Annotated in this window: 23 protein-coding genes; 10 read left to right on the top strand and 13 right to left on the bottom strand. The window is 67.7% G+C overall.

The window, feature by feature from the left end; translation table 11 throughout:
- Positions 1 to 23: 23 nt before the first annotated feature.
- Entirely contained in the window at positions 24 to 1010 is a 987-nt protein-coding gene (locus ACZ5AC_RS10650; protein WP_464247599.1) for a zinc-dependent alcohol dehydrogenase family protein, read from the bottom strand.
- Positions 1011 to 1093: 83 nt separating this feature from the next.
- Entirely contained in the window at positions 1094 to 1618 is a 525-nt protein-coding gene (locus ACZ5AC_RS10645) for a cysteine hydrolase family protein (RefSeq protein WP_464247598.1), read from the bottom strand.
- Positions 1619 to 1745: 127 nt separating this feature from the next.
- Here ACZ5AC_RS10645 and ACZ5AC_RS10640 point away from each other — a divergent pair, with 127 nt between their 5' ends.
- Positions 1746 to 2711: a GlxA family transcriptional regulator gene (locus ACZ5AC_RS10640; RefSeq protein ID WP_464247597.1), complete on the top strand. Its 966-nt coding sequence runs from the start codon at positions 1746 to 1748 to the stop codon at positions 2709 to 2711.
- A 53-nt stretch (positions 2712 to 2764) separates the two neighbouring features.
- Here the strand turns inward: ACZ5AC_RS10640 and ACZ5AC_RS10635 are convergent, their stop codons facing one another.
- Positions 2765 to 4402 carry a fatty acid--CoA ligase gene (locus ACZ5AC_RS10635; RefSeq protein ID WP_464247596.1) on the bottom strand — a complete coding sequence of 546 codons (1638 nt, stop codon included), beginning with the start codon at positions 4400 to 4402 and terminating at the stop codon, positions 2765 to 2767.
- A gap of 325 nt (positions 4403 to 4727) precedes the next feature.
- On the opposite strand from ACZ5AC_RS10635, the gene ACZ5AC_RS10630 reads away from it, so the two are divergent.
- From ACZ5AC_RS10630 to ACZ5AC_RS10615, 4 genes are read left to right on the top strand one after another with little or no spacing between them, the layout of a single operon-like run.
- Entirely contained in the window at positions 4728 to 5432 is a 705-nt protein-coding gene (locus ACZ5AC_RS10630; RefSeq protein ID WP_464247595.1) for a class I SAM-dependent methyltransferase, read from the top strand.
- An 11-nt stretch (positions 5433 to 5443) separates the two neighbouring features.
- A complete protein-coding gene (locus ACZ5AC_RS10625; protein ID WP_464247594.1) occupies positions 5444 to 6127 on the top strand; it encodes a Crp/Fnr family transcriptional regulator in 684 nt (227 codons plus the stop codon).
- Between the two features lie 54 nt (positions 6128 to 6181).
- Positions 6182 to 6616 carry a cupin domain-containing protein gene (locus ACZ5AC_RS10620; RefSeq protein ID WP_464247593.1) on the top strand — a complete coding sequence of 145 codons (435 nt, stop codon included), beginning with the start codon at positions 6182 to 6184 and terminating at the stop codon, positions 6614 to 6616.
- 52 nt (positions 6617 to 6668) lie between these two features.
- Entirely contained in the window at positions 6669 to 7163 is a 495-nt protein-coding gene (locus tag ACZ5AC_RS10615) for a cytochrome P460 family protein (protein WP_464247592.1), read from the top strand.
- Positions 7164 to 7213: 50 nt separating this feature from the next.
- Here the strand turns inward: ACZ5AC_RS10615 and ACZ5AC_RS10610 are convergent, their stop codons facing one another.
- From ACZ5AC_RS10610 to ACZ5AC_RS10595, 4 genes are read right to left on the bottom strand one after another with little or no spacing between them, the layout of a single operon-like run.
- Positions 7214 to 8197 carry an ABC transporter permease gene (locus tag ACZ5AC_RS10610; protein ID WP_464247591.1) on the bottom strand — a complete coding sequence of 328 codons (984 nt, stop codon included), beginning with the start codon at positions 8195 to 8197 and terminating at the stop codon, positions 7214 to 7216.
- Positions 8197 to 9237, bottom strand: coding sequence for an ABC transporter permease (locus tag ACZ5AC_RS10605; protein WP_464247590.1), 1041 nt, complete (start codon positions 9235 to 9237; stop codon positions 8197 to 8199). Before ACZ5AC_RS10605 ends, ACZ5AC_RS10610 begins: the two co-directional genes overlap by 1 nt.
- Entirely contained in the window at positions 9227 to 10693 is a 1467-nt protein-coding gene (locus tag ACZ5AC_RS10600) for an ATP-binding cassette domain-containing protein (RefSeq protein WP_464247589.1), read from the bottom strand. The genes ACZ5AC_RS10605 and ACZ5AC_RS10600 overlap by 11 nt, the downstream gene beginning before the upstream one ends.
- 1 nt (position 10694) lies before the next feature.
- Positions 10695 to 11864, bottom strand: a complete 1170-nt coding sequence (locus tag ACZ5AC_RS10595) for a BMP family lipoprotein (protein ID WP_464247588.1) — start codon at positions 11862 to 11864, stop codon at positions 10695 to 10697.
- Positions 11865 to 12139: 275 nt separating this feature from the next.
- On the opposite strand from ACZ5AC_RS10595, the gene ACZ5AC_RS10590 reads away from it, so the two are divergent.
- The 5 genes from ACZ5AC_RS10590 to ACZ5AC_RS10570 are packed head-to-tail and all read left to right on the top strand — an operon-like array spanning position 12140 to position 17204.
- A complete protein-coding gene (locus tag ACZ5AC_RS10590) occupies positions 12140 to 12826 on the top strand; it encodes a cobalamin B12-binding domain-containing protein (RefSeq protein ID WP_464247587.1) in 687 nt (228 codons plus the stop codon).
- On the top strand, positions 12823 to 13842 hold the full coding sequence (locus ACZ5AC_RS10585) for a uroporphyrinogen decarboxylase family protein (RefSeq protein WP_464247586.1): 1020 nt from the start codon (positions 12823 to 12825) through the stop codon (positions 13840 to 13842). The genes ACZ5AC_RS10590 and ACZ5AC_RS10585 overlap by 4 nt, the downstream gene beginning before the upstream one ends.
- Positions 13839 to 14417, top strand: coding sequence for a DUF1638 domain-containing protein (locus tag ACZ5AC_RS10580; protein WP_464247585.1), 579 nt, complete (start codon positions 13839 to 13841; stop codon positions 14415 to 14417). The genes ACZ5AC_RS10585 and ACZ5AC_RS10580 overlap by 4 nt, the downstream gene beginning before the upstream one ends.
- Entirely contained in the window at positions 14407 to 16464 is a 2058-nt protein-coding gene (locus ACZ5AC_RS10575) for a hybrid sensor histidine kinase/response regulator (RefSeq protein ID WP_464247584.1), read from the top strand. Before ACZ5AC_RS10580 ends, ACZ5AC_RS10575 begins: the two co-directional genes overlap by 11 nt.
- Positions 16461 to 17204: a DUF2238 domain-containing protein gene (locus tag ACZ5AC_RS10570; RefSeq protein WP_464247583.1), complete on the top strand. Its 744-nt coding sequence runs from the start codon at positions 16461 to 16463 to the stop codon at positions 17202 to 17204. The genes ACZ5AC_RS10575 and ACZ5AC_RS10570 overlap by 4 nt, the downstream gene beginning before the upstream one ends.
- 60 nt (positions 17205 to 17264) lie before the next feature.
- Here ACZ5AC_RS10570 and ACZ5AC_RS10565 read toward each other — a convergent pair whose 3' ends face one another.
- From ACZ5AC_RS10565 to prxU, 6 genes are all read right to left on the bottom strand, one after another.
- The gene (locus tag ACZ5AC_RS10565; RefSeq protein WP_464247582.1) at positions 17265 to 18377 is read right to left on the bottom strand and encodes an ABC transporter permease; all 1113 of its coding nucleotides are present in this window, start codon (positions 18375 to 18377) and stop codon (positions 17265 to 17267) included.
- Between the two features lies 1 nt (position 18378).
- The gene (locus ACZ5AC_RS10560) at positions 18379 to 19506 is read right to left on the bottom strand and encodes an ABC transporter permease (protein ID WP_464247581.1); all 1128 of its coding nucleotides are present in this window, start codon (positions 19504 to 19506) and stop codon (positions 18379 to 18381) included.
- A complete protein-coding gene (locus tag ACZ5AC_RS10555; protein WP_464247580.1) occupies positions 19503 to 21218 on the bottom strand; it encodes an ATP-binding cassette domain-containing protein in 1716 nt (571 codons plus the stop codon). The genes ACZ5AC_RS10560 and ACZ5AC_RS10555 overlap by 4 nt, the downstream gene beginning before the upstream one ends.
- 2 nt (positions 21219 to 21220) lie before the next feature.
- Positions 21221 to 22195: an HlyD family secretion protein gene (locus ACZ5AC_RS10550; RefSeq protein ID WP_464247579.1), complete on the bottom strand. Its 975-nt coding sequence runs from the start codon at positions 22193 to 22195 to the stop codon at positions 21221 to 21223.
- The gene (locus tag ACZ5AC_RS10545) at positions 22192 to 22893 is read right to left on the bottom strand and encodes a CerR family C-terminal domain-containing protein (RefSeq protein ID WP_464247578.1); all 702 of its coding nucleotides are present in this window, start codon (positions 22891 to 22893) and stop codon (positions 22192 to 22194) included. The genes ACZ5AC_RS10550 and ACZ5AC_RS10545 overlap by 4 nt, the downstream gene beginning before the upstream one ends.
- A gap of 370 nt (positions 22894 to 23263) precedes the next feature.
- Positions 23264 to 23983: a thioredoxin-dependent peroxiredoxin gene (gene prxU, locus ACZ5AC_RS10540; RefSeq protein WP_464247577.1), complete on the bottom strand. Its 720-nt coding sequence runs from the start codon at positions 23981 to 23983 to the stop codon at positions 23264 to 23266.
- Between the last annotated feature and the right edge of the window lie 116 nt (positions 23984 to 24099).

Here is a 24099-nt window from a genome sequence, read left to right as displayed (position 1 = left end):
GAACAAGGGGCGCACCCGCGCCGTCAGTCGATCCGCACCGCGACCTTGCCCATGGTCCGGCCTGAGGCCACGAGCTCGTGCGCCTTGGCGATGTCCCGCCACGAGAGGGTGTGCCCGAGATGGGGGCGCAGCCTGCCGGCGGAAGCCAGCCTCGCGGCCTGACGCATGATTTCCCCGTGGGCCTCGCGGCCTTGGCCGGTGAGCAGCGGTAGAAGCATGAAGACCACGGACAGGGTCAGGCCCCCCGCGTGCATGGGCGAGAGGTCGTGGGTGGAGCGCGTGTTGGTGGAAACCACGGTGCCGCCTGGCGCGGCCGCGGCGAAGGAGGCGTCCAGATTGGCCCCGCCCACGGTGTCGAAGACGATGTCGAAACCCCTGCCGTCCGTCAGTCTGGCCACGTATGCTTCGGGCTTCTCCTGGCGGTAGTCGATGACCTTGTCGGCGCCCAATTCCCTGGCCAGATTCGCCTTCTGCGTCGAGGATACGGTGGCCGCCACACGGGCACCCGCGGCCTTGGCCAGCTGCACGGCCACATGCCCCACGCCTCCGGCCCCGGCATGGACGAGCACGTACTGTCCCGGCGTAACCCGCGCCCGGTCGAAGAGAGCCTGCCAAGCGGTGATGGTCACCAGCGGCAGGACGGCGGCCTCCTCCATGGTCAGGTTCGTCGGCTTGGGGGCTATCAGCCGCGCGTCGCAAAGCATGAACTCGGCCAGGGCCCCGGGCATGTCGGTGATGCCGCCGGCGCAGCCGAAGACCTCGTCGCCGGGCCACAAATCGTCCACGCCCTCGCCGACGGCCTCCACCACGCCGGCCACGTCCATGCCCAGGACGGCGGGCAGGGGCGGTGCGAAGGCCGGCCGCATGACCCGCATCTTGATGTCGATGGGGTTCACACTGGTGGCGGCCACCCGCACCAGCACGTGGCCGGGCTTGAGGGCGGGGACGTCGATTTCGCCCTGACGGAAGTCAGGAGTTTCGCCGTATGTATGCAGGAGTTGCGCTTTCATGGTTTCCTCCCATGTCGAGTTGCATGCACAATACTCCCAAGTGGCGGCGCAGAGAAAGTGTTTTTCATGCTGGGCTGGTCAGGTCACAGCGCCTCAGCCACAGCGACAACCGCGACCCTGGGGGCCAGGGCGTTCAGGGCGATGAGGTGGATCATCTCGCTGACCGTGGTGCAGCAGTCCGCCAGCACAGACACCCGGTACTTTTCCGCCGCCTTGGAGATGGCCGTGTGGGTCACGCAGTTCTGGGTCATCATGCCGCAGACGAGGATCTCTTCCGTCCCGCATGCTTTCAGAATTCCCTCCAGTCCCGTTCCGAGGAAGGCGTCCGCGTTCGCCTTGATTACGACCTGCGCGTCCGGCGCCGCCGCCCTGACCTCCTGGTGCAGTTCCACTCCCGTGGTGCCGGCGTTGAAGAACGGCGCGAGGCCTTTGGTGGCGTCGGCCACGTGCTGCACGAGGATGACAGGTAGTCCGACCTCCCGCGCCGTCCTCATGGCGCCCAGAACGTTGCCGAGGGTTGCGTCGGCGTTCCAGAGGGGAAAAGCCCCGCCCGGGAAATAGTCGTTCTGCAGGTCGATGACGATGAGGGCCTTGTGCGATGCGTTCATGGATGCCTCCGTGTTTTCGGCACGGCGACCTTCGCCGCGCATGTCGGAAACATAGTGGCTGGAATGGCTTGACGGAATGGTCGGATTGGACAAAAAAATTGCCTGAATCGACAATCGGGAGGGCGTCATGCGTGTGGGAATCCTGGCTTACGACTCGTGCCTCGCCTCGGGCGTGCACGGATTTTCCGATACGCTGGCCGTGGCCAATCTGGCTTCGGGACGGGAGGTGTTCGAGACCGCCGTGCTGAGCGCCGACGGCGTACCGGTGCGCTGTTTCGCCGGTGCCCTGCTGCAGGCGGACGCCGCCCTCGGCGACGCTGGACCGGATCTGGGGCAGTGGGACATCGTCTACGTCCCTCCGGCCTTCGGCCTGACGGAACCGGATGCAGCGCCGGCCTCGTGGGTCGGTCGGGCGCACGCTTCCGGGGCCGTGGCCTGCGGGGCCTGCGCAGGCGTGTTCTTCCTGGCCGAGGCAGGCATCCTCCGAGGGCGTCCGGCCACCACCCACTGGGGGCTGGCGCAGGCCTTCGCCGCCCGTTACCCCGACGTCGCCCTGGAGCCGGACCGCATGCTCGTGGACGGCGGCGACTACATTTGCGCCGGCGGCGTGACGGCCTACTTCGATCTGGCCCTGCACCTCGTCGCCCGCCACGTATCGCCGGAGGCGGCCTTGTCCTGCGCCAGGACGCTTCTTCTCGACCCCGGCCGGATTCGTCAGACCCCGTACATGAGCCTGCTGTCCCTGCCTTCCGCCGGGGACGAGGCCGTGGCGGCGGCGCGGCGCTGGATGGAGGACAACTACGCCCGACCCGTGAGGATCGGCGAAGTGGCTGCGGCCGCGCACCTGACCGGGCGAACCCTGCTGCGACGCTTCCGCAGGGCCGTGGGCCGCACCCCCGCCCAATATCTGCAGGCAGTACGCATCGAGCGGGCCAAACGCCTGCTGGAAACGGGCGGCGAGTCGACGGGCGAAATCTCGTCCATGGTGGGATATGCCGACGCGACGGCCTTTTTCAAGGCCTTTCGGGAACTGACGGGGCTGTCGCCGGGCGCATACAGGCGGCGTTTCGGCCTGTCAGGCGGCCCGGAATGACAAAGGGCCTCCCTGCGCCGCAGGAAGGCCCCGAATGAAAGCGCGTTGCGCGTCTAGTCCTCGTTGTCCTTCAGATACGTTTCGCGCATGGCCACCTTGTTGGTCTTGCCCACGCTCGTCCTGGCGATGGCGTCCACCAGGCGCGCCCGCAGGAGCACGGCTTCCTTGGGCAGCACGCCTCTGTCCACGAAGCCCTTGACGTGCTGGACGATCTCCTTCTCCTGCGGGGCTGCGCCCGGCTTGGGCACCACCAGCGCCAGCGGCGTCTCTCCCCAGCGCAGGTCGGGCCGGCCGATGACCGCGGCCTCGGCCACGTCGGGGTGCTGGAGGATGATGTCCTCCATCTCCAGGGAGCTGACCCACTCGCCGCCGACCTTGATGACGTCCTTGGTGCGGTCCGTGATGCGCAGGCTGCCCTCGGCGTTGCGGCAGGCCACGTCGCCCGTGTTGAGCCACCCGTCGGTCCACAGCCTTTTGGAGTTGCTCTCGTCCTTCAGGTAGGAGGCCGTCAGCCACGGGGCGCGAACCTGCAGGGCGCCGGGCGTCTTGTCGTCGCTTGGTACCTCGCGCCCCTCCTCGTCCACCAGCCGCAGCCGCACCATGGGCAGGGACTTGCCCGTGCGGGTGCGCAGGGCGATCTGGGCGTCGCGGTCAAGCGCAAGTTCGGCGTCGGAAAGATGGGAGAGGCTCAGGATGGGGCAGGTCTCGGACATGCCGTACCCGGCGAAGACGTCGATGCCGCGGTCCAGGGCCGCGGCGCAGACCGACTTGGGCATGGCCGCGCCGCCGATGACCACCCGCCAGCGAGAGAGGTCGTACTGGGCGCACTTGGGGTCCGTCAGGAGCATGTGCATGATGGTCGGCACGCAGTGGCTGAAGGTGACCTTCTCAGTGGCGATGAGCCGGGCCAGGGCCTCCGGGATGTACTTGCCGGGGTAGACCTGCTTCACGCCGAGCATGGTGGCCATGTAGGGAATGCCCCAGGCGTGGACGTGGAACATGGGCGTGATGGGCATGTACACGTCCTCGCGGTGGAAGCGCCCCTGGGTGGCGTTTGAGCCCAGGGCGGCGAGACCTCCGAGGGTGTGCAGCACGAGCTGGCGGTGGCTGAAGTAGACGCCCTTGGGCAGGCCCGTGGTGCCCGTGGTGTAGAATGTCGTGGCGCGGGTGTTCTCGTCGAAGTCCGGGAAGTCGGCCAGGGGGGCGCTTGCCGCCAGGAGCGCCTCGTACTCGCCGGCCAGGGGCAACGAGGTGGCGGGCGCGTCGCCACCGTCGGTCAGCAGAATGAACTTCTCCACCGTGTCGAGCCGGCCCCGGATCTGCTCCAGCAGGGGCAGGAAGTCGGAATTGACGAGGATGACGTCGTCCTCGGCGTGGCCGATGGTGTAAACCATCTGCTCGGGCGAGAGGCGGATGTTGATGGTGTGCAGGACCGCGCCGATCATGGGGATGGCGAAGTAGCACTCCAGGTAGCGGTGGCTGTCGTAGTCCATGACGGCCACGGTGTCGCCGGGGCCTACGCCCTGGGCCATGAGGGCCGAGGCCAGACGGGCCACGCGTTCGCGGAACTGCGCGTAGGTGAAGCGGAGAGTCCCTGCGTAGACGATCTCCTGGTTCGGATCGTCCTGGATGGGGGCCTGGAGGATGTTCTTGATGAGGAGTTGCTGGCTTGCGTTCATCTGGGTGTTCATGTGCGGTGTTGTTCCTGTGCTCAGTTTTGTTGTGTGATTGTTCAGTGTGTTGTTCACGGGCAATACAGAAGCATGAACCGGATTGCAATTTGGCTGCCGGGCCGCGATTTTATTTGAAAACCTTGCATAACGGATGGTTATGAAGTCGATTCGGGAAGCCGTCGTTGGTGGATCGTTCGTCTGTTGTTTTCCCACAACGTACGGGGTGTTTTTTCGCCACGACCGGGAGGAGGCCGTGCCATCGAACTTCCTCTCCGGGCTGGACCTTGGGACGGCTCGGACATATCAAGGTGTTCTGATTCGCGTTCACGACAAGGAGGCCGCCATGTCCATGTATTCCAAGTTCGCCGAGTGGTACGACCGCATCTTTCCCTTCAGCCCCGGCGTCTACGCCTTCCTGAACCACCACCTTGGCGACCGGGGCGGGCCGGTGCTGGATCTGGGCTGCGGCACGGGCGACTACTGCTCCGCCTTCACCCGCGACGGCATCCAGGCCGTTGGCCTGGACCTGGACCAGGCCATGGTCTCCCAGGCCAGGACGCGAGCTCCGGAGACCGAGTTCCATGTCCTGGACATGGCGGAGTTCAGGACCCTGGGCGGGCCCTGGAGCATGATCTACTGCATCGGGAACACGGCGGCCCACCTGCCGCAGGGCCGCTTCTGGTCCTGCGTCGAGGACGTGGCCGAACGCCTGCTGCCGGACGGGGTCTGGATCGTGCAGGTCATGAACTGGGATTACGTCCTGGGCCTGCCTTCCTTCGTCTTCCCGCCCAAGGTCATGGAGGGCGCGGTCTTCCACCGCGCCTACGAGGACATCACCCCGGAAAGCCTGACTTTCCGCACGGGCCTGGACATCGAGGGCAGACGGGTCTTCGACGACCAGGTGCGCCTGCACCCCCTGCCGTCGGCCGACATCGTCGCCGGTCACGAGGCGCGGGGCTTCCGGCTGGTCGAACACGTCTCGGACTACGCCGGCAGCGGGTTCGACCCCGACGTGTTCTCCGCCAACATCTTCGTTTTCACCAGATAAGGACGGTACGGATGGATTTCATGACGATCATGGGGCAGAGCACGCTCTTTCGCGGCCTGCCCGAGGAGGAACTGCGGCGGCTGGAAGGCATCGGCGAACTGCGCGAGTTCGACAAGGGCGACATGCTCTTCCAGGAGGGCAGGGAGGGGGTCGGCTTCTACGTGGTGGCCGGCGGGCAGGTGAAGGTCTTCAAGATGTCCTTCGACGGCCGCGAGCAGATCCTGCACATCCTGGGACAGGGCGACCCCGTGGGCGAGGTGCCGGTCTTCGCCGGGATGACCTACCCGGCCAACGCCCAGGCCCTGACCAAGGCCAGCCTCTTCTTTTTCCCGCGCAAAAAGCTCATCGAACTCTACCGCGAGAGCCCGTCCCTGGCCATGAACATGCTGGCCGTTCTGTCCAGGCGGCTGCGCGAGTTCACGGTCCTCATCGAGAACCTGTCCCTGAAGGAGATTCCCCAGCGCCTGGCCACCTACCTCGTGCACCAGCAGTCCCTGAAGCCCGTCTCGGCCCGGGTCAAGCTGAACGTGACCAAGGGCGTCCTGTCCAACATCCTCGGCACGTCCCAGGAGACCCTCTCGCGAGTGCTCGGGAAGATGAGCCAGGAAGGCCTCATCGAGGTCCAGGGCAAGGAGATCAGCATCCTGGACATGGAACGGCTCAAGAGCCTGGCCGAGGGCGGGACGCGGCTGTAGACGACTGCCGCTCTCGGCGGGTTCGCTGCGAACACGATCAACGATGGAGAAACGATGCGACTGACATTCAAAGCGACGTTCATGCTGGCGGTGCTGCTGACCGTCTGGAGTCCCGCATACTGCCTGGACCCGGCGCCCGGCGTCCGTTCCACCCTCGGGCTGCGGACGGATTCGAGCTGGGACGGGAAGCAGATCGAATACCCCAAGGGGCAGGCGGAAGTGACGGGTATGCTCATCGAGGTCGACCCGGGGCAGGAAACCGGGTGGCACAGGCACTCCGTCCCGTCCTTCGCCATGGTCATCGAAGGGGAACTCGAGGTCACGCTGCAGGACGGGCGGCAGAAGCTCCTGAAGGCGGGCGACCTCCTGGCCGAAGTCGTCGATGTGACGCACACGGGGCGGAACGTCGGCAGCGGGGTCGTGAAGCTCGTCGTGTTCTACGCAGGGGCGAAGGGCATGACGCTGACGGAGAAGCTGGAAGTGAAATAGCATAGGCCCTGCCCGGGGGCGTGTCGGCTGCGGTAGCCGAAGGAGGAGCGTGATGAGAACGGTCATTTTTCTGCTGATGTCGGCGTTGGCGGCGTGCATCCCGATGGCCTTCGCGGATGGGCCGGCCCCGTCCCACGGCATCGAATACCCGGCCGGATGGCAGGACTGGGCGGCCATCTCGGTGGCCCATCGCACGGACAACGACACGGTCCGCCTCATCGTCGGCAACGACGTGGCCGTGAAGGCGGCCCGCGCCGGGCAGACCAACCCCTGGCCCGACGGCGCGGTCCTGGGCAAGGTGGTCTGGAAGGCGGCCTCCCTGGACGCGTGGTCCGAGGCCAAGGTTCCGAGCGACCTGGTCCACGCCGAGTTCATGTTCAAGGACTCGAAGAAGTACGCCCAGACCTACGGCTGGGGTTGGGGGCGCTGGCTGGGCATGGAGCAGAAGCCCTTCGACAAGGGGCCCGAAGTCTGCACGTCCTGCCATACCCCGGTGCAGGACCGGGACTGGGTCTTCACCCATCCGGCGGTGTTTCCGAAGGACTGAGCGAAAGGGGAGGCGTGCGAACGGGCGAAATCTCCTCTGCCCGTATCGAGCTACAGCCCCTTCTTCGGATCGAAGTCCTGCCCCAACGCCGCGGGCGACGTGATGGGCCAGCTGCCCGAGAAGCGTTTCAGGAAGGGGTAGCGTCGCATCATGTCCTGCACGAAGGACACGCGGCCGAGGTTCACGGCCAGAAGCGTCAGGATCATCATGGGGAAGGGCGCCACCTGGAAGACCTGGGCCGGGACCGAGGGGAAGAGCTCCTGCAGGTAGATGCCCGAGACCTGCAGGGCCGCGAAGAAGTAGGCGCCGATGGCCGCCCGCACCGGGTGCCAGCCGCCGAAGATGACGATGGCCAGGGCGATCCAGCCCGCGCCCTCGCAGCCCTGGGGCCGCCCCCAGCCGGGCTTCACGGCCAGGGAATAGGCCGCGCCCGCCAGGCCGACCAGCGCCCCGCCGATCAGGCAGGCCGCGAGCCGCGTCAGCCGCACGCGGATGCCGCGGCCGAAGGCGGCCCGCGGCGATTCGCCCACGGCCCGCAGGCGCATGCCGCCGACCGTCTTGTACATCCACCACCAGCACAGCACGATGGCCGCCAGGCTCAGGGCCACCACCGGCGACTGCCGTCCGAGCAGGGCGTCCAGCACGGGCGTGTCCGACAGGCCGGGGATGCCCCAGAGGCCGAAGGTCGGTCCGGGCTGGCGGGAGTAGGAATGCCCCAGGAAATAGGCCAGATCGCGGCACAGCAGGGTCAGGATGAAGCCCACGGCCAGCTGTGACTGCCCGAGATAGATGTTGGTCAGGCCCAGGATGGCGGCTGCGGCTGCGCCCACGGCCATGCCGCCCAGGGCGCCGGTCCAGGGGCTGCCCGTGGCCGAGGCCAGGGCGAAGGCGGCCATGGCCGACAGCAGCATGGACCCGTCCAGGGACAGGTTGATGACCCCGGCCTTCTCGGTGATGGTCTCGCCCAGGGTCGCCAGGACCAGGGGCGCGCCGGCCAGGAGTATCCCGGCCAGGACGAGGGCGAACTCGTGCATCAGCATCCCTCCCGGCGGCGGATGAGCCAGGCGCGCAGGCCCTGGGTCATGAACACGGACAGGACCATGAGGCCCTGGATGACGCCGCTGAAGGACGAGTCCAGGTTCAGCTGCAGCGGCAGCTGGATGGAGCCGACGTTCAGCACGGCGAAGAAGAGGCAGATGAAGGGCACGGGCAGGATGCGGAAGGACGCCATCATGCCCACCAGCAGGGCCGTGTAGCCGTAGCCCGAGGAAATGCTCGGCAGCAGGCGGTGGTACACGCCCAGGACCTGCACGGCCCCGGCCAGGCCGCCCAGGGCCCCGCACAGGGCGAAGGCCTGCAGCATGCGCCGTCTGGGGCTCAGGTCGAAGAGGCGCGCGGCCTTGGGGTTCTGCCCCACGGCCTTCAGGCCCAGGCCCCACTGGGTGCGCGTCAGCAGGACGGCGACCATCATCAGCGCGGCCGCGGCCAGTGCCAGGGCCGTCCAGCTGGAGGCCAGGCGGCCCATGCGGTCCAGCCACAGGGACATGTCGAGTGTCTCGGTGCCGCTCATGGAGGCCACGCCGGGGCGCTTCCAGGGTCCGAAGATGAGCCAGATGGTCAGGCCCATGGCCACGAAATTGAGGCCCAGGCCCGAAAAGATCTCGTGCACCCGCCCCCACGTCTTCAGCACCCCCGCCAGCAGGGCCCACAGCGCCCCGCCGAGCATCCCGGCCGCCAGGGCCAGGGCGATGTGCGCGGGGCCGCCCTGGTCGAAGGGCATGAGGGCCCCGGTGCAGAAGATGGCGCCGAGCACGACCTGCCCCTCGATGCCGATGTTCCACAGCCGCGCCGTAAAGGGCACGAGCAGGCCGGCCGCGCAGAGCATGAGGGGCACGAAGACCGTCAGCACCTGGCCGAACTTGGACATGGACCCGAGTCCTCCCAGGAGCAGGACCTGCAGCGTCTGCAGGGGCGGCGCGCCCGAGGGCAGGGCCACGAGGACCGTCAGGGCCAGGGCCAGGGCCGGGGCGGCCAGCATCCACAGGGTTTGCTCCAGCCAGGAACTACGCGGCATGCCATGCCTCCAGGTTCTTGCCGGCCATGAGGGCGCCCAGGGTCTCGACCGTGGCCTGGGCGCGCGGCACGTCAGCCACGAGCATGCGGTCGTAGAAGACCAGGACCCGGTGACTGTGTTCGATGACCTCGTCGAGGTCCGGGGAAAAGAAGAAGATCGTCGCGCCGTCACGGCAGCGCTCGCGCAGGTGCTCCCAGACCTGCAGGGAGGAGCCGGCGTCCAGGCCGCGCGTGGGGTGCTCCATGAGCAGGAGGGGGGCGCCGTCGGGGATCAGGGACAGGAGGAGGCGTTGCTGGTTGCCGCCCGAGAGGGACTTGGCCGGGGTGTCGGGGTGGGCGCGCAGGTTGAAGCGGCCCTCGCACTGTTCGCGCCGGAAGTCCTCCAGGCGGCCGGCCTGGTCCGGGAAGGCCAGGAGGATGTGCTCGCGGATGGACAGGTCCGGGAAGAGGGCCTGGCTCATGCGGTCGGCCGGGACGAAGTGCACGCCGGCCTTGTGCAGCGTCTTGAAGTCGTTGCGCTCGAAGCGGCGGCCGTCGAGCTCAAGCCCGCCCTCGGCCAGGCGGTCCAGGCCGCACAGGCCGCGCAGGAAGAGCTCCTGCCCGCTGCCGTCGAGGCCGGCCAGGCCGATCATCTCGCCCGGTGCGGCCGCGATGTTCAGGGGGCCCAGATGGTACTTGGGCCCGGCGAAGACGGCCCGGTCCAGGACCATCCGCCGCGTCTGCGGGGCGGACACGGGCGGGACGTCCCCGGCCCGGTCCACGGCCTCGCCGAACATGAGACGCACCAGCTCGTCCTCGCCGCAGGGCGTCTCCAGGCGCGACACGAGGCGGCCCTGGCGCATGACGAAGATGGCGTCGGCCATCTCCAGGGCCTCGGAAAGCTTGTGGGTCACGAGCACCACCGTGTGGTTCTCCTCGCGGGCCAGGCGGGTCAGCAGGCCGAAGAGGCTGCGCTTCTGCTCGGGGGTGATGCCGGTGGTGGGTTCGTCGAGGATGAGCGTCGTGGCGCCGAGGTCCAGCAGGCGCAGGAGTTCCAGCAGCTGGCGCTCGCCCACGGTCAGGGAGGCGATGGGCTCGTCCGGCAGGAAGCAGACGCCCAGGTGGTTGGACAGTTCGCCCAGCTTGTCGACCACCTGGGCCCTGGTGCGGGCCGTGCCGCCCAGGCGGAAGTTCTCCCAGACGGGGAGGGCAGGAAAGTCGAGGGGGTCCTGGTAGAGCATGCCCACGCCCAGGCTCGCGGCCAGGGCAGGGGTCAGCCTGGCGTGGGACGCGCCGCGCACGGCGATGGTCCCGGAGTCGGGAACGGTGTGGCCGGCAAGGATGCGCATGAGCGTGCTCTTGCCGGCCCCGTTCTCGCCCACCAGGGCGTAGATGCGGCCGGGTTCCAGGGTCAGGCTGATGGAGTCGTTGGCCCTGACCCGGCCGTACTGCTTGGCGATGTCGGTGAGGACGATCATCTTACTTGGCGCTGGACTGCCCTTCCATGCCCTGCAGCAGCTGCGGCAGGGACCAGACCTGCTCGTCCGCGGCCTCCTGCCCTTCCTTCAGGAAGACGGAGCCGTCCTGGAAGTTGAGCGGGCCCTTGAACAGGTTGACCTTCTTGGCGCCGAGGTCGGCGACGAAGGCGTCGAGCCTGGCCTTGTTCTCGGCGCTCAGGCCTTCGCCGGCCATGAAGCCGACAATGGAGGCGTCGTGGTCGTTGATGTCGGCCCAGTGGGGGGCGACCCATTCGAAATCCTGCTTCCACGTGCCGCCCTGCACGGCCTTGGCCTGGCGAAGGAAGTCCGGGCCCCAGTTGAAGTAGGGCACGCCGATGCAGGTCGGGCCCTGGCCCTCGCAGGCCTTGGCGTAGTCGTAGGGGATGGCCCAGGCGTCGCGGCCCTGGTCGCGCTTCTGACGGGCCACGGTCACGGCCTCGGGGGTGTCGATGCCGGAGATGACCACATCGTAGCCGCCGTCGAAGAAGGACGTGGCGACCTGGGTCGGGTCCGTGGTCACGCCGGGGATGTTGAACCAGAAGCCGATCCAGCTGACCTTGAACTGCAGGTCCTCGGCCTTATGCCCGAGCACCTCGGTCCAGGCGTAGCGCGCGCCCAGGAAGGCGGAGGCGGCCAGGCGGCGGGTCTCCTCGTTGATCAGCGGGCCCAGGTAGGCGATCTTGCCGGTCTTGGAGGTCAGGGCGGCGGCGAAGCCGGCCATCATCTTGCCGTACTCCATGCGTCCGAAGAGGTTGCCCAGGTTGGCCGGGGCCTTGCCGGTCAGTACGTCGTCGCCGGAGATGTGGATGAAGGTCTTGTCCGGGTGGAGGCTTGCGGCCTCACGGATGCCGTCCTTCATGTCGTCGGAGCCGGCGATGATCAGGTCCGCGCCCTTCTCGACCAGGTCGTCGACGACCTGCGGGATGGTCAGGCCGGGTCGGTCGGCCGGGTTGACCTTGTCCAGGTAGATGAGCTTGGCGCCGGGGAGCTTCTCCTCGACATACTTGCCGCCCTCGTACTGGGCCTGGCTGTAGCCCTTGTCGTTATAGGGGCCGACCAGGATGAGGCCGATGGTCAGGTCTTTCGCCATGACCATGGACGGACACAGGAGCAGGGCCGAAAGCCCCAGGGAAACCAGCAGACGCTTCATGCTTTCCTCCGAAGGGTGCGGGCGCGGCGGGGCCGTGCCGGGATGTGGGCTTCCGCGCGGCCGGACGCCTGCGGAAGCCGGGTCAAATAGGTGTGCGGGCCGGAAAAGTAAACCCCGACTTTGCCACCATGGGCCGCGAAGTCAACAGGCGGCGCAGCCTGCTCAGGCATGGAAAATTGCCGGGGCAGGGGGCGGGAAAAGATGCGTTCGTCGTTGCCAACTCGCCGGAAATATGATCAATCCACACGACATGCCAGCGACCTCGGGAGGGGGACATGAAGGGCGGAAACACGACGGACATCGAGAAACTCAGGCAGGACCTGTTCTCCCTCATGCTCGACGCCGAGCGCGAGGGGGCCGTGGCGATGCTGCTCGGGTTCGCCCGGGGGCGCGGGTTCCAGGCCGCGGTCAACGACCTGCTGGAGCCGGTCCTGCAGCGCGTGGGCGAGGACTGGTCCCGGGAGCGCATTTCCCTGGCCCAGGGCTACGTGGCCGGGAAGATCGCCGAGGACGTCCTGCTGGCCGCGGCCTCGTCCCATGGCGATCTGCGGCTCGACGTCAAGGGCCCCGTCATCCTCGGCAACGTCGAGGACGACTATCACTCTCTCGGGCGCAAGATGGTGGGCGTCTTTCTGCGCGCCGCCGGGTGGAAGGTCGTCGACCTGGGCAACGACGTGTCGCCTGCGGCCTTTGTCGACGCGGCCCTAGAACACGGGTCGCGGGTCATCGGCGTTTCGGCCATGATGCTGACCACGGCGGAAAACATCCGGGCCGTGCGGGCGGAACTCGACTCCCGGGGCCTTTCCGGGCGAATCCGTCTGGCCGTGGGCGGGGCCGTCTTCAAGCTGCGGCCCGAGCTCGTGCGGGAGGTCGGCGGCGACGGCACCGCGGCCAGCGCCATCCAGGCCCCGGCGCTCTTCGATCGACTCTGGGCCGGCGGGCCCGAAGGGGAGGGGACATGACCAGCCTGGAACGCGTCCTCTGCGCCCTGGGCGGCGAACCGGCGGACCGCAGGGCCTTCACCCTGACCCTGAGCCTCTACGGCGCGCGCCTCACGGGCTGCCCGGTGCGGGAATACTTCACCGTGCCGCGGCGATACCTCGAAGGCCAGCGGGAAGTGGTGCGCCTGCTGGACCCGGACATTCTCTTCACACCGTTCGTCCTGCCTTTCGAGGCCCTGGCCTACGGCGGCGAGGAGGTCTGGCTGGACCGCTTCGCGCCCAACGTGCGCAAACCCCCGTTCCGCGACCCGGATCTGGCCGAACCCCTGGGCGAGGGTCTGCTGCTCGATCCGGGGGTGGGCTACCTCGTGGAGGCCGCGCGCCTGCTGGCCGGGGAGTTCGGGGCGGACAAGCCCGTCTGCGCCGTGGTCACGGCCCCCGTGGACCTGCCGGCCATGCTGCTGGGCATCGAGACCTGGCTCGAAATCCTGCTGTTCGACCCCGAACGCGCCGCAGCCCTCATGGACTTGTCCGAAGACCATTTCCTGCGCCTGACCGCAGCCCTGTTCGACGCCGGCGCGACCTTCGTGGCCTCGCCCGTCATGTTCGCCAATCTGCGGCTGGTCACCCCGGGGCTGCTCGAAAAATCCATCCTGCCCGCCCTGGCCCGCTGCTTCGGCCTGTGCCGCGGACCAGTCGTCTTTCATCACGGAGGCAACCGCATCGAGGATCATCTCCGTCTTTTCGCGGACCTGCCCAACGTGCCGGGTTTCGTCATGGACCCCCGCGACAGCCTGTCCCGCGCCCGCGAGATTCTGGGCCCAGGGCGGCTCATCCTGGGCAACATGAGCGGTCCGGCTCTGGTGCGCACCGCCCCGGAGGCGGCACGGGCCCTGGCTTCGGAAATTCTGGCCGAGAGGGCCGGCGACCGGGCCTTCATCCTGGCCTCGGGCCACGCGGACGTGCCCTTCGACACGAATCCGGATACCCTGCGGGCCGTGCGCCAGGCCGTCCTGGACGCGGGAGCCGTGACGTGACGGACGTCCTGGCCGTGACCTGCGGCATCTTCCGGGAGGAGCTGCGGGCCCTGGGCCCGAAGTTTCCGGGCCTGCGGCCGGTTTTTCTCGACTCCATGCTGCACATGCGGCCCGGTGAACTGCAGGACAGGATCGACGAGCTTCTGGAGGTCCGTCGGCCGGAAAGGGTGCTCTTCATCTACGGCGACTGCACGCCGCGCATCGTCGAGCTCTGCCGCCGGCCGGGCTTCACCAAGACCCGCGGCATCAACTGCTGCGAGATCATCCTCGGCCGCGAGGACTACAGGCGACTGCGCAAGGCCGGCGCGTTCTTCTTCCTGCCGGAATGGACCAGGCGCTGGCGGGCCGTCTTCGAGCGCGAGCTGGGGTTTGCGGGAGGGCGCGGCGTGGAGGAGATGCTGCGCGAGGTCCACGACCGCTTCATCTATCTGGACACGGGTGTCGTCCCCGTGCCGCGCGACACCCTGGACGAGATCGCACGCGAACTCGGGCTGCCCATGTCCGTGCGCGAGACGGGGCTCTCCCGCCTGGAGGAGAGCATCGCCGACGTTCTGGAGGAGATCCGTGCAGGCTGATTCCCCCGCGTACTACCACCTTTTCACCGACCTGGCCGTGGGCACCCTGGAACATGCCAACGACCCGGTGCGCTGCGCCGAGCATGTGGCTGACCAGATCCGTGAGCTTCTCGGGGTCCGTGCCGTGGCCGTGGCCGCCTGCCATGGACACCACGCACCGCACGGCATCCTTGCCGTCCGCCCGGGCCGGCACGCGGAGCTGGTGCTCAGGCCCGAGGTCGACCGGCTCATCCATCTGAGCCACGCGTCTCCCCAGGCCATGATCGCAAGCCCCAAGGACCCGGGCCCGACCGGCGAGCTCCTGCGGGCGCTGGGCCTTGGAGAGTCCGTCGTGGTCCCGCTCCGCGTGGGCGTGGACATGGTGGGGGCCCTGGTGCTGCTCGGACTCATGGACACGACGGGCATCGAGATCATCGTGCGCAGCCTGAACCGCCTGTCGTCCCTCCTGGCTCTGATCATGCGCCAGGCCGACCAGTATCGCGACCTGGAACTGGCCGTGGCGAAGCGCACCGAGGAACTGCGCGCAGCCCGGGACCGCCTGGAGGAGCAGCATGCCTTTCTCTCGTCGCTACTCTCGGGCCTGCCCAACCCGGTTTCCGTCCAGGACGCGAACGGTCGCATTCTGCGCTGCAATCCCGCCTACAGCTCCCTTGTCGGCCGGTCCGAGCAGGAGCTGGTCGGCGAGCCGGAGATCCTTTTCGGGTCGTCCTTCGTGATCGAGCCTGCTCCGGTGGAGCCGGCGGAGCAGACGACGCTCGAATGCCTCCTCGACGACGGGTGCATGCGGCGCATGCTGGCCACCAGAGCGCCTCTCAAGACCAGCCGAGGTGATGTCGCCGGGTACGTCAGCGTCCTCACGGACGTTTCGGACCTGGCCAGGGCCAGGCAGGAGGCCGAGGCCTCCAACCGCGCCAAGTCCGAGTTTCTGGCCAACATGAGCCACGAGATTCGCACCCCCCTGAACGGCATCCTCGGCATGCTGCAGCTGCTGAGCCGCACCCATCTGGACGAGGACCAGAAGAACTCCGTCTTCACGGCCATCCGTTCCTCCCGCCGCCTGACCCAGCTTCTGAACGACATCCTCGACCTGTCGCGCATCGAGGCGGGCAAGCTGCAACTGGAGACGGCGGAGTTTCATTTCGCCGACCTGCGGGACTCCGTGCGGGACCTCTTCGCCATTTCGGCCAAGGCCAAGGGGCTGGAGCTGTCCTTCGAGATCGACGACGCCATTCCCTCCCATGTCGTCGGGGACGAGGGGAGGCTGCGGCAGATCCTGTTCAATCTGGTGGGCAACGCGGTGAAATTCACGTCCAAGGGGAGCATCCGGATCTCGGCCCGGCGGGAGGACGGGGCCTCCGGCATGACGGTCGTTTTTTCCGTGGCGGACACGGGCGTGGGCATCCCCCGAGAGCGCCAGAGCGACATTTTCCAACCGTTCACCCAGGTCGACGGGTCGTCGGTGCGCTCCCACGGCGGCGTGGGCCTGGGCCTGGCCATCGTCAGGCGCCTGGTGGACATGCTGGGAGGGCGGATCGCCATGAAGAGCGCCCCCGGCCGGGGCACGACCATCGAGGTGGCCGTTCCGCTCATGGCCGGAGGCAGTGTCCGCCCGGTGCGCGAGGAGGCGTCCGTGTCCCCGGTCAGCGGTAGGCGCATTCTGGTGGCCGAGGACGATCGCATCAACCAGCTGGCCCTGACCAGGATGCTCGGCAAGCTCGGCCACATCCCGACGGTGGCCGACAACGGCCGCGCGGCCCTCGACATCCTGCAGCGCGAAAGCTTCGACCTCGTGCTCATGGATATCCAGATGCCGGTCATGGACGGCCTGGAGGCGACCCACCACATCCGCGCCCGCGTCCACCCGGACATCCCGGCCGACATACCCGTCGTCGCCCTGACCGGCCACGCCATGGCCGGGGACCGGGAACGCTTCCTGGCCGAAGGCATGACCGCCTACCTTTCCAAGCCCGTGGACATGGACGCCCTGGCCCGCGTCATCGCCGAGGTGTCCCCCGGTGAAACCGCCGATCCGGAGAAGACCGCATGAAATGGATCAGAACCATCCCGCACCAGTCCTATTTCCTCTTCCTGACGGCCCTGTTCTGCATCGAGTTCGCCGTCCTGGCCGTCAGCCCGCTTCACCGCACGGACTGGATGCTGGAGAACGTCCTGGTCCTCGTTTTCTTCGTCTTCCTGTTCTGGTCCGCCGGAAAATTCCCGTTCTCCCGGATTTCCTACACCCTCATCTTCATCTTCCTGGGCATCCACGAGATCGGGGCGCACTACACCTACTCCGAAGTGCCCTACGACGCCTGGTTCCAGGCCGCCTTCGGCACGACCTTCAACGAGCTGGTGGGCTGGGAGCGCAACAATTTCGACCGCATCGTGCATTTCTCATACGGCCTGCTCCTGGCCTACCCCATCCGCGAGATCTACTTCCGCATCGCCAACGCCGACGGGTTCTGGGGGTATTTTCTGCCTCTGGATTTCGCCATGTCCACGTCCATGCTCTACGAACTCATCGAGTGGGCGGCGGCCGAGGTCTTCGGCGGCGAGCTCGGCGCGGCCTACCTGGGCACCCAGGGCGACGTCTGGGACGCGCACAAGGACATGCTCCTGGCCAGCCTCGGGGCCCTCATCGCCATGGGTCTGACCATGGGCCTCAACATGCGCCTGCAGAAGGACTTCGCCCGGGAGTGGTCCCGGAGCCTGGACATCAAGCACCCCGAGCCTCTGGGCGAGGACGAGATCGCGAGAATGTTGGAAGATGACGGCGGGAAAAAGTAGCCTCCCGCCCCAAGATGGAACGCGAACCGGGCCCTGTGCCCGGTTTTTTTACGCCCCCGCTCAGCCGAAGCGCCTGCGGAAGATGAGCACCGCTGCGCTCAGCGTGAACGCCGCGATGACTGCCAGGGGGATGGCGCTCTCCAAGACGAAGGCCGCGGGCACGTCCTTGAGGAATATGCTCTTGGTGATGACCATGAAGTGCCGGATGGGGTTGATCCAGGTGGCCTGCTGCAGCCAGACGGGCATGTTCTCCACGGGGGATGCGTAGCCCGAAAGCAGGATGGCCGGCATGATGAAGGCGAAGGAGCCCAGGAAGGCCTGCTGCTGGGTGGAGCAAAGGGCGCTGATGAAGAACCCCACACCCGCAAGGGCCGCGAAGTAGAACACGGCGCTGCCGTAGATGAGGGCCAGGGAGCCCGAGAGGGGCACGCCGTAGACGAGGACGGCGGCGGCGATGATGACCGAGGCCTGGAAGATCCCCACCAGCAGGACGGCCGAGGCCTTGCCGAGCATGATCATCTCCGGGGTCAGGGGCGAGACGAGGAGCTGTTCGAGGGTGCCGTGCTCGCGCTCCCGGGCCATGGAAAGGGCCGTGAGGATGAGGGCGCTGACGGTCAGGATGATGGCCACCAGGCTCGGCAGGATGAACCAGCGGTATTCGAGGTTCGGGTTGTAGCGGTGCCGCACGACCAGCTCCGAGGCGGGAGGCCGGCCCTGGTTCCCGGCGCGCTCGTTGAAGTATGTCGTGGTGATGTCCTGGATGTAGCCGGCCGCGATCTGGCTGCTGTTGGACCTGCGCCCGTCCAGGATGAGCTGCATGGGTGCGGCCTCCCCCAGGGCCGCCTTGCGTGAGAAGTCCGGCCCGAAGCGGACCACGGCGATGGCCTTCTGGCTGTCGATGACCGCGGCGGTCTGCCCGGCGCCGGCGAGGTGGATGACGCTCGTGAAGGCCCGGGCGCGGGCGAAGCGTTGGGTCAGTTCCGCGGCGGCCTGGCCTCCGTCCTCATCGAGGACGGCCAGGGTGTTGTTCCTGACCTCCAGGGTTGCGGCCAGTGGAAAGAGGATGACCTGCAGCAGGACCGGGATGACCACCAGCTTGCGGCTTTGGGGGTCGGCCAGGAGGATCTGCAGTTCCTTGCGGATGAGCGCCAGGATGCGCGTGGCCCAGCTCATGTCATTCGTCCAGCCTGCGGGCGGTCTTGAGGGCGGCCAGGGCCAGGAAGAGGACGCTCGTGCCGGTCATGAAGAGGATGTCGGGGACGAGGACCTCCCACACGTCCCCGGCCAGGAAGATGGTCTGCAGCGACGTGACCAGGTAGCGCGGCGGCAACAGGTAGGTCAGGGCGCGCAGGGGCGCGGGCATGCTGGCGATGACGAAGAACGCGCCCGAGAGCATGACGGCCGGGAGGAAGGCGGCGTTCAGCGTGGTCTGGGCGCTGTCGAACTGGTTGCGCATGACCGACGAGATCAGCAGGCCCACGCCCAGCATGCTGAGCAGGAAGACCGAGGTCACCACGACGAGGGCCGGGACCGAGCCCCGGAAGGGCACGCCCATGAAGTGCACGGCAGCCAGGGCCACCACGGCCATGGAGATCATGCCCAGCACGTAGTAGGGCAGGAGCTTCGAGAGCAGCAGTTCGGTCCTGGTCACGGGCGAGGCCAGGAGCGCCTCCATGGTCCCGCGCTCCCACTCCCTGGCCACCACCAGGGAGGTCAGCATGGCGCCGATGACGGTCATGATGATGGTGATGGACCCGGGGATGAGGTAGTGGCGGCTGACGGCAGCGGGGTTGAACCAGTAGCGCACCCGGATGTCCGCTCCCTGGGCGATGTCTTGGCCGAGATCCCTGGCCCTGGCCTGGCGCCAGTCCTGCCAGGCGTTGCGCATGAACGCCTCGATGAGGCTGGCCGTGTTGGGCTCGGCGCCGTCGGTCACGATCTGGATGGGCGCCGTGTCCCGCCCTTCCTCCAGCAGGCGGGAGAAGTCCCGGGCCAGGACCGCGTAGCCGCGGATGCGCCCCTCTTCCAGCATGGCGTCGAGTTCCGGCCGGGAGCCGGGGAAGACCTCGAAGTAGGTCGAACCCGTCAGCTGGGCGGCGAAGGAGGCTGCGGCCTGGCCGCCGTCCTCGACGCTCAGGCCCAGACGGATGCGGCTGGCGTCGAGGTTGATGCCGTAGCCGAAGATGACCAGGAGCATGAGCGGCAGGACAAAGGCGATGATGCCGCTGCTCGGGTCGCGCAGGATCTGGCGTGTCTCCTTGACGCACAGGGCCTTGAGCCTGCGTGGGGAAACGGGACTCATGACGCCTCCTGCCGGTTGATGAGTTCGATGAAGGCGTCCTCCATGGTCGGGTCCGGCAGGTCGGTCGAGGCCGCCGCGGCCTTGAGGTCGTCGGGCGGTGCCAGGGCGATGAGGCGGCCGTGGTGCACGAGGCCGATGCGGTCGCAGTATTCGGCCTCGTCCATGAAATGCGTGGTGACCATGATGGTCACGCCTTTCTCCACCAGCCCGTTGATGTGGTTCCAGAACTCGCGCCGGGTCACGGGGTCGACGCCCGAGGTTGGCTCGTCCAGGAAGAGGATGTCCGGTTCGTGCATGCAGGCGCAGGCCAGTGCGATGCGCTGCTTGTAGCCCAGGGACAGGTCTTCGGTGACGGAGTCCAGGAAGGGCTGCAGGTGAAAGGAGTCGATCATGGATTCCACGGCGCGGCGCCCGACGGAGCGGGACAGCCCGTACACGCCCGAGAAGAACTCCAGGTTCCGGCGGACCGTGAGCTTGCCGTAGAGGGAGAACTTCTGGGCCATGTACCCCAGGCGCTGCCTGGCCCGGGACGGGCTGCGGCGCAGGTCGATGCCCATGACCTCGGCCCGGCCCGATGTGGGCGTCAGCAGCCCGCACATCATCTTGAACGTCGTCGACTTGCCCGCGCCGTTGGGACCCAGCAGCCCGAAAATTTCGCCCTGGCGCACGGCGAAGCTGACCCGGTCCGTGGCGGCGAAATCCCCGAACATCTTGGTCAGGTCCTCGGCCACGATGAGACTTTTGCGGCTGTCCGGTCGCGGGTTCGCGGCGTTGGCCAGGGCCGACTCGCCTCCCGGTCCGCCGCCCAAAAGATCGATGAAGGCGTCCTCGAAGCGCGGGGTGACCTCCTTCCACTCCGGTCGCCCCTCTATGCCCGCGGCCGCCGGGTCGGGCCGGGCCGCGTTTTCCTTGAGCACGATGCGCAGGTTCGCGCCCTGGATGACGCCGTCGGTCACCTCCGGCCGGCGCAGCAGGGCCGACAGGGCCCGGCGCCTGCGGCCCGACACGCCGCGGAGGTGCAGGCAGCGGCCGCGCATCCTGCCGGTCAGGTCCGCCGGCCTCCCCGCGAACAGCAGCCTGCCCTGGTTCAGGAGCAGCACCTCGTCGCAGGCCTCGGCCTCGTCCAGGTAGGACGTGCTCCAGACCACGGCGATGCCCTGGCCGGCCAGCGCGCGTACCATCCGCCACAGCTCGCGCCGGGAGATGGGGTCCACGCCCACGCCGGGTTCGTCCAGGAGCAGGAGTTCCGGCGTGCCGAGCAGGGCGCAGGCCAGGCCGAGCTTCTGCTTCATGCCGCCCGAGAGCTTTCCGGCCAGGCGCGAGGTGAAGGGTGCGAGGTCCGTGAAGGACAGCAGGCGGGCGAAGGTTTCCCGCCGCGCGTCTCCCGTGACGTTTCGCAGGTCCGCGTGCAGCGTCAGGTTTTCGAGGACCGAGAGGTCTTCGTACAGCCCGAATTTCTGGGGCATGTACCCGACCCGCAGGCGCAGGTTTCCGCCCTGGGTCGAAGGGTCGCGGCCGAGGACGGACAGGCTGCCGCTGTCGGGCCGAAGGAGTCCCGCCATCAGACGCATGAGCGTGGTCTTGCCGGCGCCGTCGGGACCGGCCACGCCCGTGACGACGCCTGACCGAACGGTTCCGGAGACGTCCGAGAGGGCAGGGGCGGCGAGACCCTTGAAGGTCTTGGTCAGGCCGGACAGGGTCGCGGCGTCCATGGTCACTCCGCCAGCCGCACCGTCACGGGCATGCCCTGGCGCAGCAGCCGGTCCGCGTCGCGCACCACGGCCCGGAAGCGGTAGACCAGGGCCGTGCGCAACTCTTCGGTTTCCACGGATTTGGGCGTGAACTCGGCCCTCGGGGACACGTCGCCGATCTGCCCATGGTAGGGCTCGCGGCGCGAGTCCGTGAAGATCAGTACCTGGCGGCCCGGCTGCACCAGACCGAGCAGGGGCTCGGGCGCGTAGGCCCGCACGCGGACCGGTTCGGCCAGGCTCACGGTCAGGGCCGTGCTTCCGGCCTGGACCATGCTTCCCGGCTCCACGGCCCTGGTCAGGACCACGCCTGCCTCGGGCGCGGCCAGGGCCGTGTCGGCCAGTTGGATGCGTGCCTGGGCCAGGGCGGCGCGGGCCGCTTCCAGGGCCGCCCCGGCCTGCGCAATCTGTTCGCTGCGTGCACCCGCCTCGAGCAGATCCAGGGCCGCTCTGGCCGCTCCGTGGCGCGCCTGGGCCGACTGGAAGGCGGCGCTCGCGGTATCGAAATCCTGCCGCGCCACGGCCCCGTCGTCCACGAGCCGGCGCTGGCGCTCGAAGACGAGACGGGCGTTGCGCAGGGCCGCGTCGGCTTCGGCCAAGTTTTTCCTCGCCCGGTCGATCTCCTCGGGGCGGCTGCCGTTCTCGAGCTCCTCCAGGCGGGCGGCGAGTTGCCCGACCAGGGCCCCGGCCTGATTCACGGCATTCTCGTAGGGCTGTGCGTCGAGGCGGGCCACGACCTCCCCGGCAGCCGCGGGGTCGCCTTCCTCCTTCAGGACCTGGGCGACCCTGCCGCCGACCCGGAATCCCAGCCGCACCTCGCGGATGTCGACGTTGCCGTGGAAGGCGGGCGCTGCGTCGCCCTTCGCGGACAATTCGTTCCAGGCGTACCATCCGCCGGCGGCGGCGCCCAGGAGCAGCAGGGCGATGACGATGCGTTTCATGCGCGGGTATCCTCACGGGCCTCAGCTTGCAGGCCGGCCACGAATATGTCGAAGTTTTCGGAGAGCATGTCGGCCACTTCGGCCGCACGGGCGGCGTCGTACCCGTCCCAGCCCATGCGCCGCAGCAGCGTCTCGCGGGCCATGACGAAGGACTGCAGCTGCCCGATCAGGGCGTGGGCCCGCAGCACCGCCCGGGGAGACTCTGGGTCGTCGCCCGTGACGCGGGCCAGGATGTGGGACAGGACGCGGTGCAGGGGTTCCACGGTCTCGCGGTACAGGTCCTCGAAGGCGGAGGTGGGCTGGGTCTGCTCCCGGACCATGAGCAGGGCGAACTGGGCGGCCTTGGCGTCGGTCAGGATGCCCAGGGCGAAGGCGCGCTGGATGCGCTTGAGCAGGCCCACGGCCTGACCGCGGCTGAGGGCGGCATCCTGCTGCCCGTCCCAGGCGGATTGCGCCTCCATGACCTGGGATCGGAAGAAGCGCGTGACGGCTTCGAGCACGGCGAGGTAGAGGCCTTCCTTGCCGCCGAAGTAGTAGGCGATGGACGCCGAGTTCTGACCGGCCAGGCGGGCGATCTCGCGGATGGTCACGCCGTCGGGGCCGCGGTCGGCGAAGCACTGCAGGCCGGCTTCGAGCAGCCTGGCCTTGGCCGTGTCGGCCCGGCTGGGCGTGGTTTCGTGAAGGAGGTCGATGTTCATGCGGATAGTTTATAAACCGATTGGGGGTGTTAATCAATCGATTGATTGATATTGGTGAGATGCGAAGTTTGTTGAAGAGGGTGTTGTGCCAGCGCGGCCGCGGGCCTGTCGGTTCCGGGGCTGGGCCGTCGAAACTCCATCGCCGGCCTCGTAATGTTTTCCCGTCGCCCCTGCCGGAGCGAGATCTGCTCTTCGGGCGGTTCGCGACGGGAAAACAAACGATGCCTTGGCTCAGTCGGACAGTCGACGGCCCAGCCTCGGAACCGACGGGCCCGCTTGATCTGCTCGTTGATCGTAAGGAGATGAAGATGGCTGGGAACACGAAACGCCCGGAGTAGCGGGCGCTTCGTGTTGAAGGGAGGTGTCGGGGTCAGTCGAAGGCCTTGTCCACGGTCCAGACTTCCCAGACCTTGCCGACCAGGCCGGGACCGGGCTTGAGGGTCTGCTTGCCGGGGCGCCAGCCCGAAGGCGTGGCCTGGGTGCCTTTGCTCTCGCGGACCAGCTGGAAGGCCTGAATCTGGCGCAGGGTTTCGTTGACGTTGCGGCCCACGGGCGGAGTCAGGACCTCGTAGGCCTGCACGACGCCGTCCGGGTCGATGAGGAAGCGGCCGCGCACGTCCACGCCGCCGGCTTCGTCGTAGATGCCGTACATCCTGCCGAGTCCGCCGCCGCCGTCGGACAGCATGGGGAAGGGCACGGTCTTGGCCGTGATCATTTTCGAGAGTTCGTTGTCGACCCACATCTTGTGCACGAACATGCTGTCCGTGCTCGCGGACAGGACCTGCACGCCCAGCTTGACGAATTCCGCGTGCTTCTCGGCGACCGCCGAGATTTCGGTCGCTCAGACAAAGGTGAAGTCACCTGGGTAGAAGCACAGGACCACCCATTTCCCTAGGTAGTCGGACAGCTTGATGTTGACGAATCCCCCGTTGAAATACGCCGGGGCCGAGAAATCGGGGGCCTTCTTTCCTACCTGGATCATCGGACGCGCTCCTTGTGCTTGGGTTGTCGCCGGTTGCGGGGCTTCCGCCGGTGCCTGTTCCACTTCGACCGCGGGACGTGTGCAGCCTGCTGCCACTTCTTCTGCCATGTGCCGGACCTCCGGGTTGAAGCTATTGATGATAACGATAGTTTTTAACGAGAGTCATAGATATTTATTACCCTGTTTGGGGGAAAAGGACAAGGGGATGCGGAAAATGTTGCGGG

This window comes from Desulfomicrobium aestuarii (genome assembly GCF_055385525.1).
Note: the sequence above shows the minus strand (reverse complement) of the source record. Positions and strands in the feature narration are given on the sequence as shown.

Excerpts from the sequence above, each read along its gene's own strand:
- ACZ5AC_RS10605 (WP_464247590.1), bottom strand. The coding sequence starts at position 9,237 with ATGCCGCGTAGTTCCTGGCTGGAGCAAACCCTGTGGATGCTGGCCGCC.
- ACZ5AC_RS10595 (WP_464247588.1), bottom strand. The coding sequence starts at position 11,864 with ATGAAGCGTCTGCTGGTTTCCCTGGGGCTTTCGGCCCTGCTCCTGTGT.
- ACZ5AC_RS10570 (WP_464247583.1), top strand. The coding sequence starts at position 16,461 with ATGAAATGGATCAGAACCATCCCGCACCAGTCCTATTTCCTCTTCCTG.
- ACZ5AC_RS10630 (WP_464247595.1), top strand. The coding sequence starts at position 4,728 with ATGTCCATGTATTCCAAGTTCGCCGAGTGGTACGACCGCATCTTTCCC.
- ACZ5AC_RS10635 (WP_464247596.1), bottom strand. The coding sequence starts at position 4,402 with ATGAACACCCAGATGAACGCAAGCCAGCAACTCCTCATCAAGAACATC.
- ACZ5AC_RS10585 (WP_464247586.1), top strand. The coding sequence starts at position 12,823 with ATGACCAGCCTGGAACGCGTCCTCTGCGCCCTGGGCGGCGAACCGGCG.
- ACZ5AC_RS10625 (WP_464247594.1), top strand. The coding sequence starts at position 5,444 with ATGGATTTCATGACGATCATGGGGCAGAGCACGCTCTTTCGCGGCCTG.
- ACZ5AC_RS10645 (WP_464247598.1), bottom strand. The coding sequence starts at position 1,618 with ATGAACGCATCGCACAAGGCCCTCATCGTCATCGACCTGCAGAACGAC.
- ACZ5AC_RS10600 (WP_464247589.1), bottom strand. The coding sequence starts at position 10,693 with ATGATCGTCCTCACCGACATCGCCAAGCAGTACGGCCGGGTCAGGGCC.
- ACZ5AC_RS10545 (WP_464247578.1), bottom strand. The coding sequence starts at position 22,893 with ATGAACATCGACCTCCTTCACGAAACCACGCCCAGCCGGGCCGACACG.
- ACZ5AC_RS10620 (WP_464247593.1), top strand. The coding sequence starts at position 6,182 with ATGCGACTGACATTCAAAGCGACGTTCATGCTGGCGGTGCTGCTGACC.
- ACZ5AC_RS10650 (WP_464247599.1), bottom strand. The coding sequence starts at position 1,010 with ATGAAAGCGCAACTCCTGCATACATACGGCGAAACTCCTGACTTCCGT.
- ACZ5AC_RS10640 (WP_464247597.1), top strand. The coding sequence starts at position 1,746 with ATGCGTGTGGGAATCCTGGCTTACGACTCGTGCCTCGCCTCGGGCGTG.
- ACZ5AC_RS10550 (WP_464247579.1), bottom strand. The coding sequence starts at position 22,195 with ATGAAACGCATCGTCATCGCCCTGCTGCTCCTGGGCGCCGCCGCCGGC.
- ACZ5AC_RS10555 (WP_464247580.1), bottom strand. The coding sequence starts at position 21,218 with ATGGACGCCGCGACCCTGTCCGGCCTGACCAAGACCTTCAAGGGTCTC.
- ACZ5AC_RS10565 (WP_464247582.1), bottom strand. The coding sequence starts at position 18,377 with ATGAGCTGGGCCACGCGCATCCTGGCGCTCATCCGCAAGGAACTGCAG.
- ACZ5AC_RS10590 (WP_464247587.1), top strand. The coding sequence starts at position 12,140 with ATGAAGGGCGGAAACACGACGGACATCGAGAAACTCAGGCAGGACCTG.
- ACZ5AC_RS10560 (WP_464247581.1), bottom strand. The coding sequence starts at position 19,506 with ATGAGTCCCGTTTCCCCACGCAGGCTCAAGGCCCTGTGCGTCAAGGAG.
- ACZ5AC_RS10615 (WP_464247592.1), top strand. The coding sequence starts at position 6,669 with ATGAGAACGGTCATTTTTCTGCTGATGTCGGCGTTGGCGGCGTGCATC.
- ACZ5AC_RS10610 (WP_464247591.1), bottom strand. The coding sequence starts at position 8,197 with ATGCACGAGTTCGCCCTCGTCCTGGCCGGGATACTCCTGGCCGGCGCG.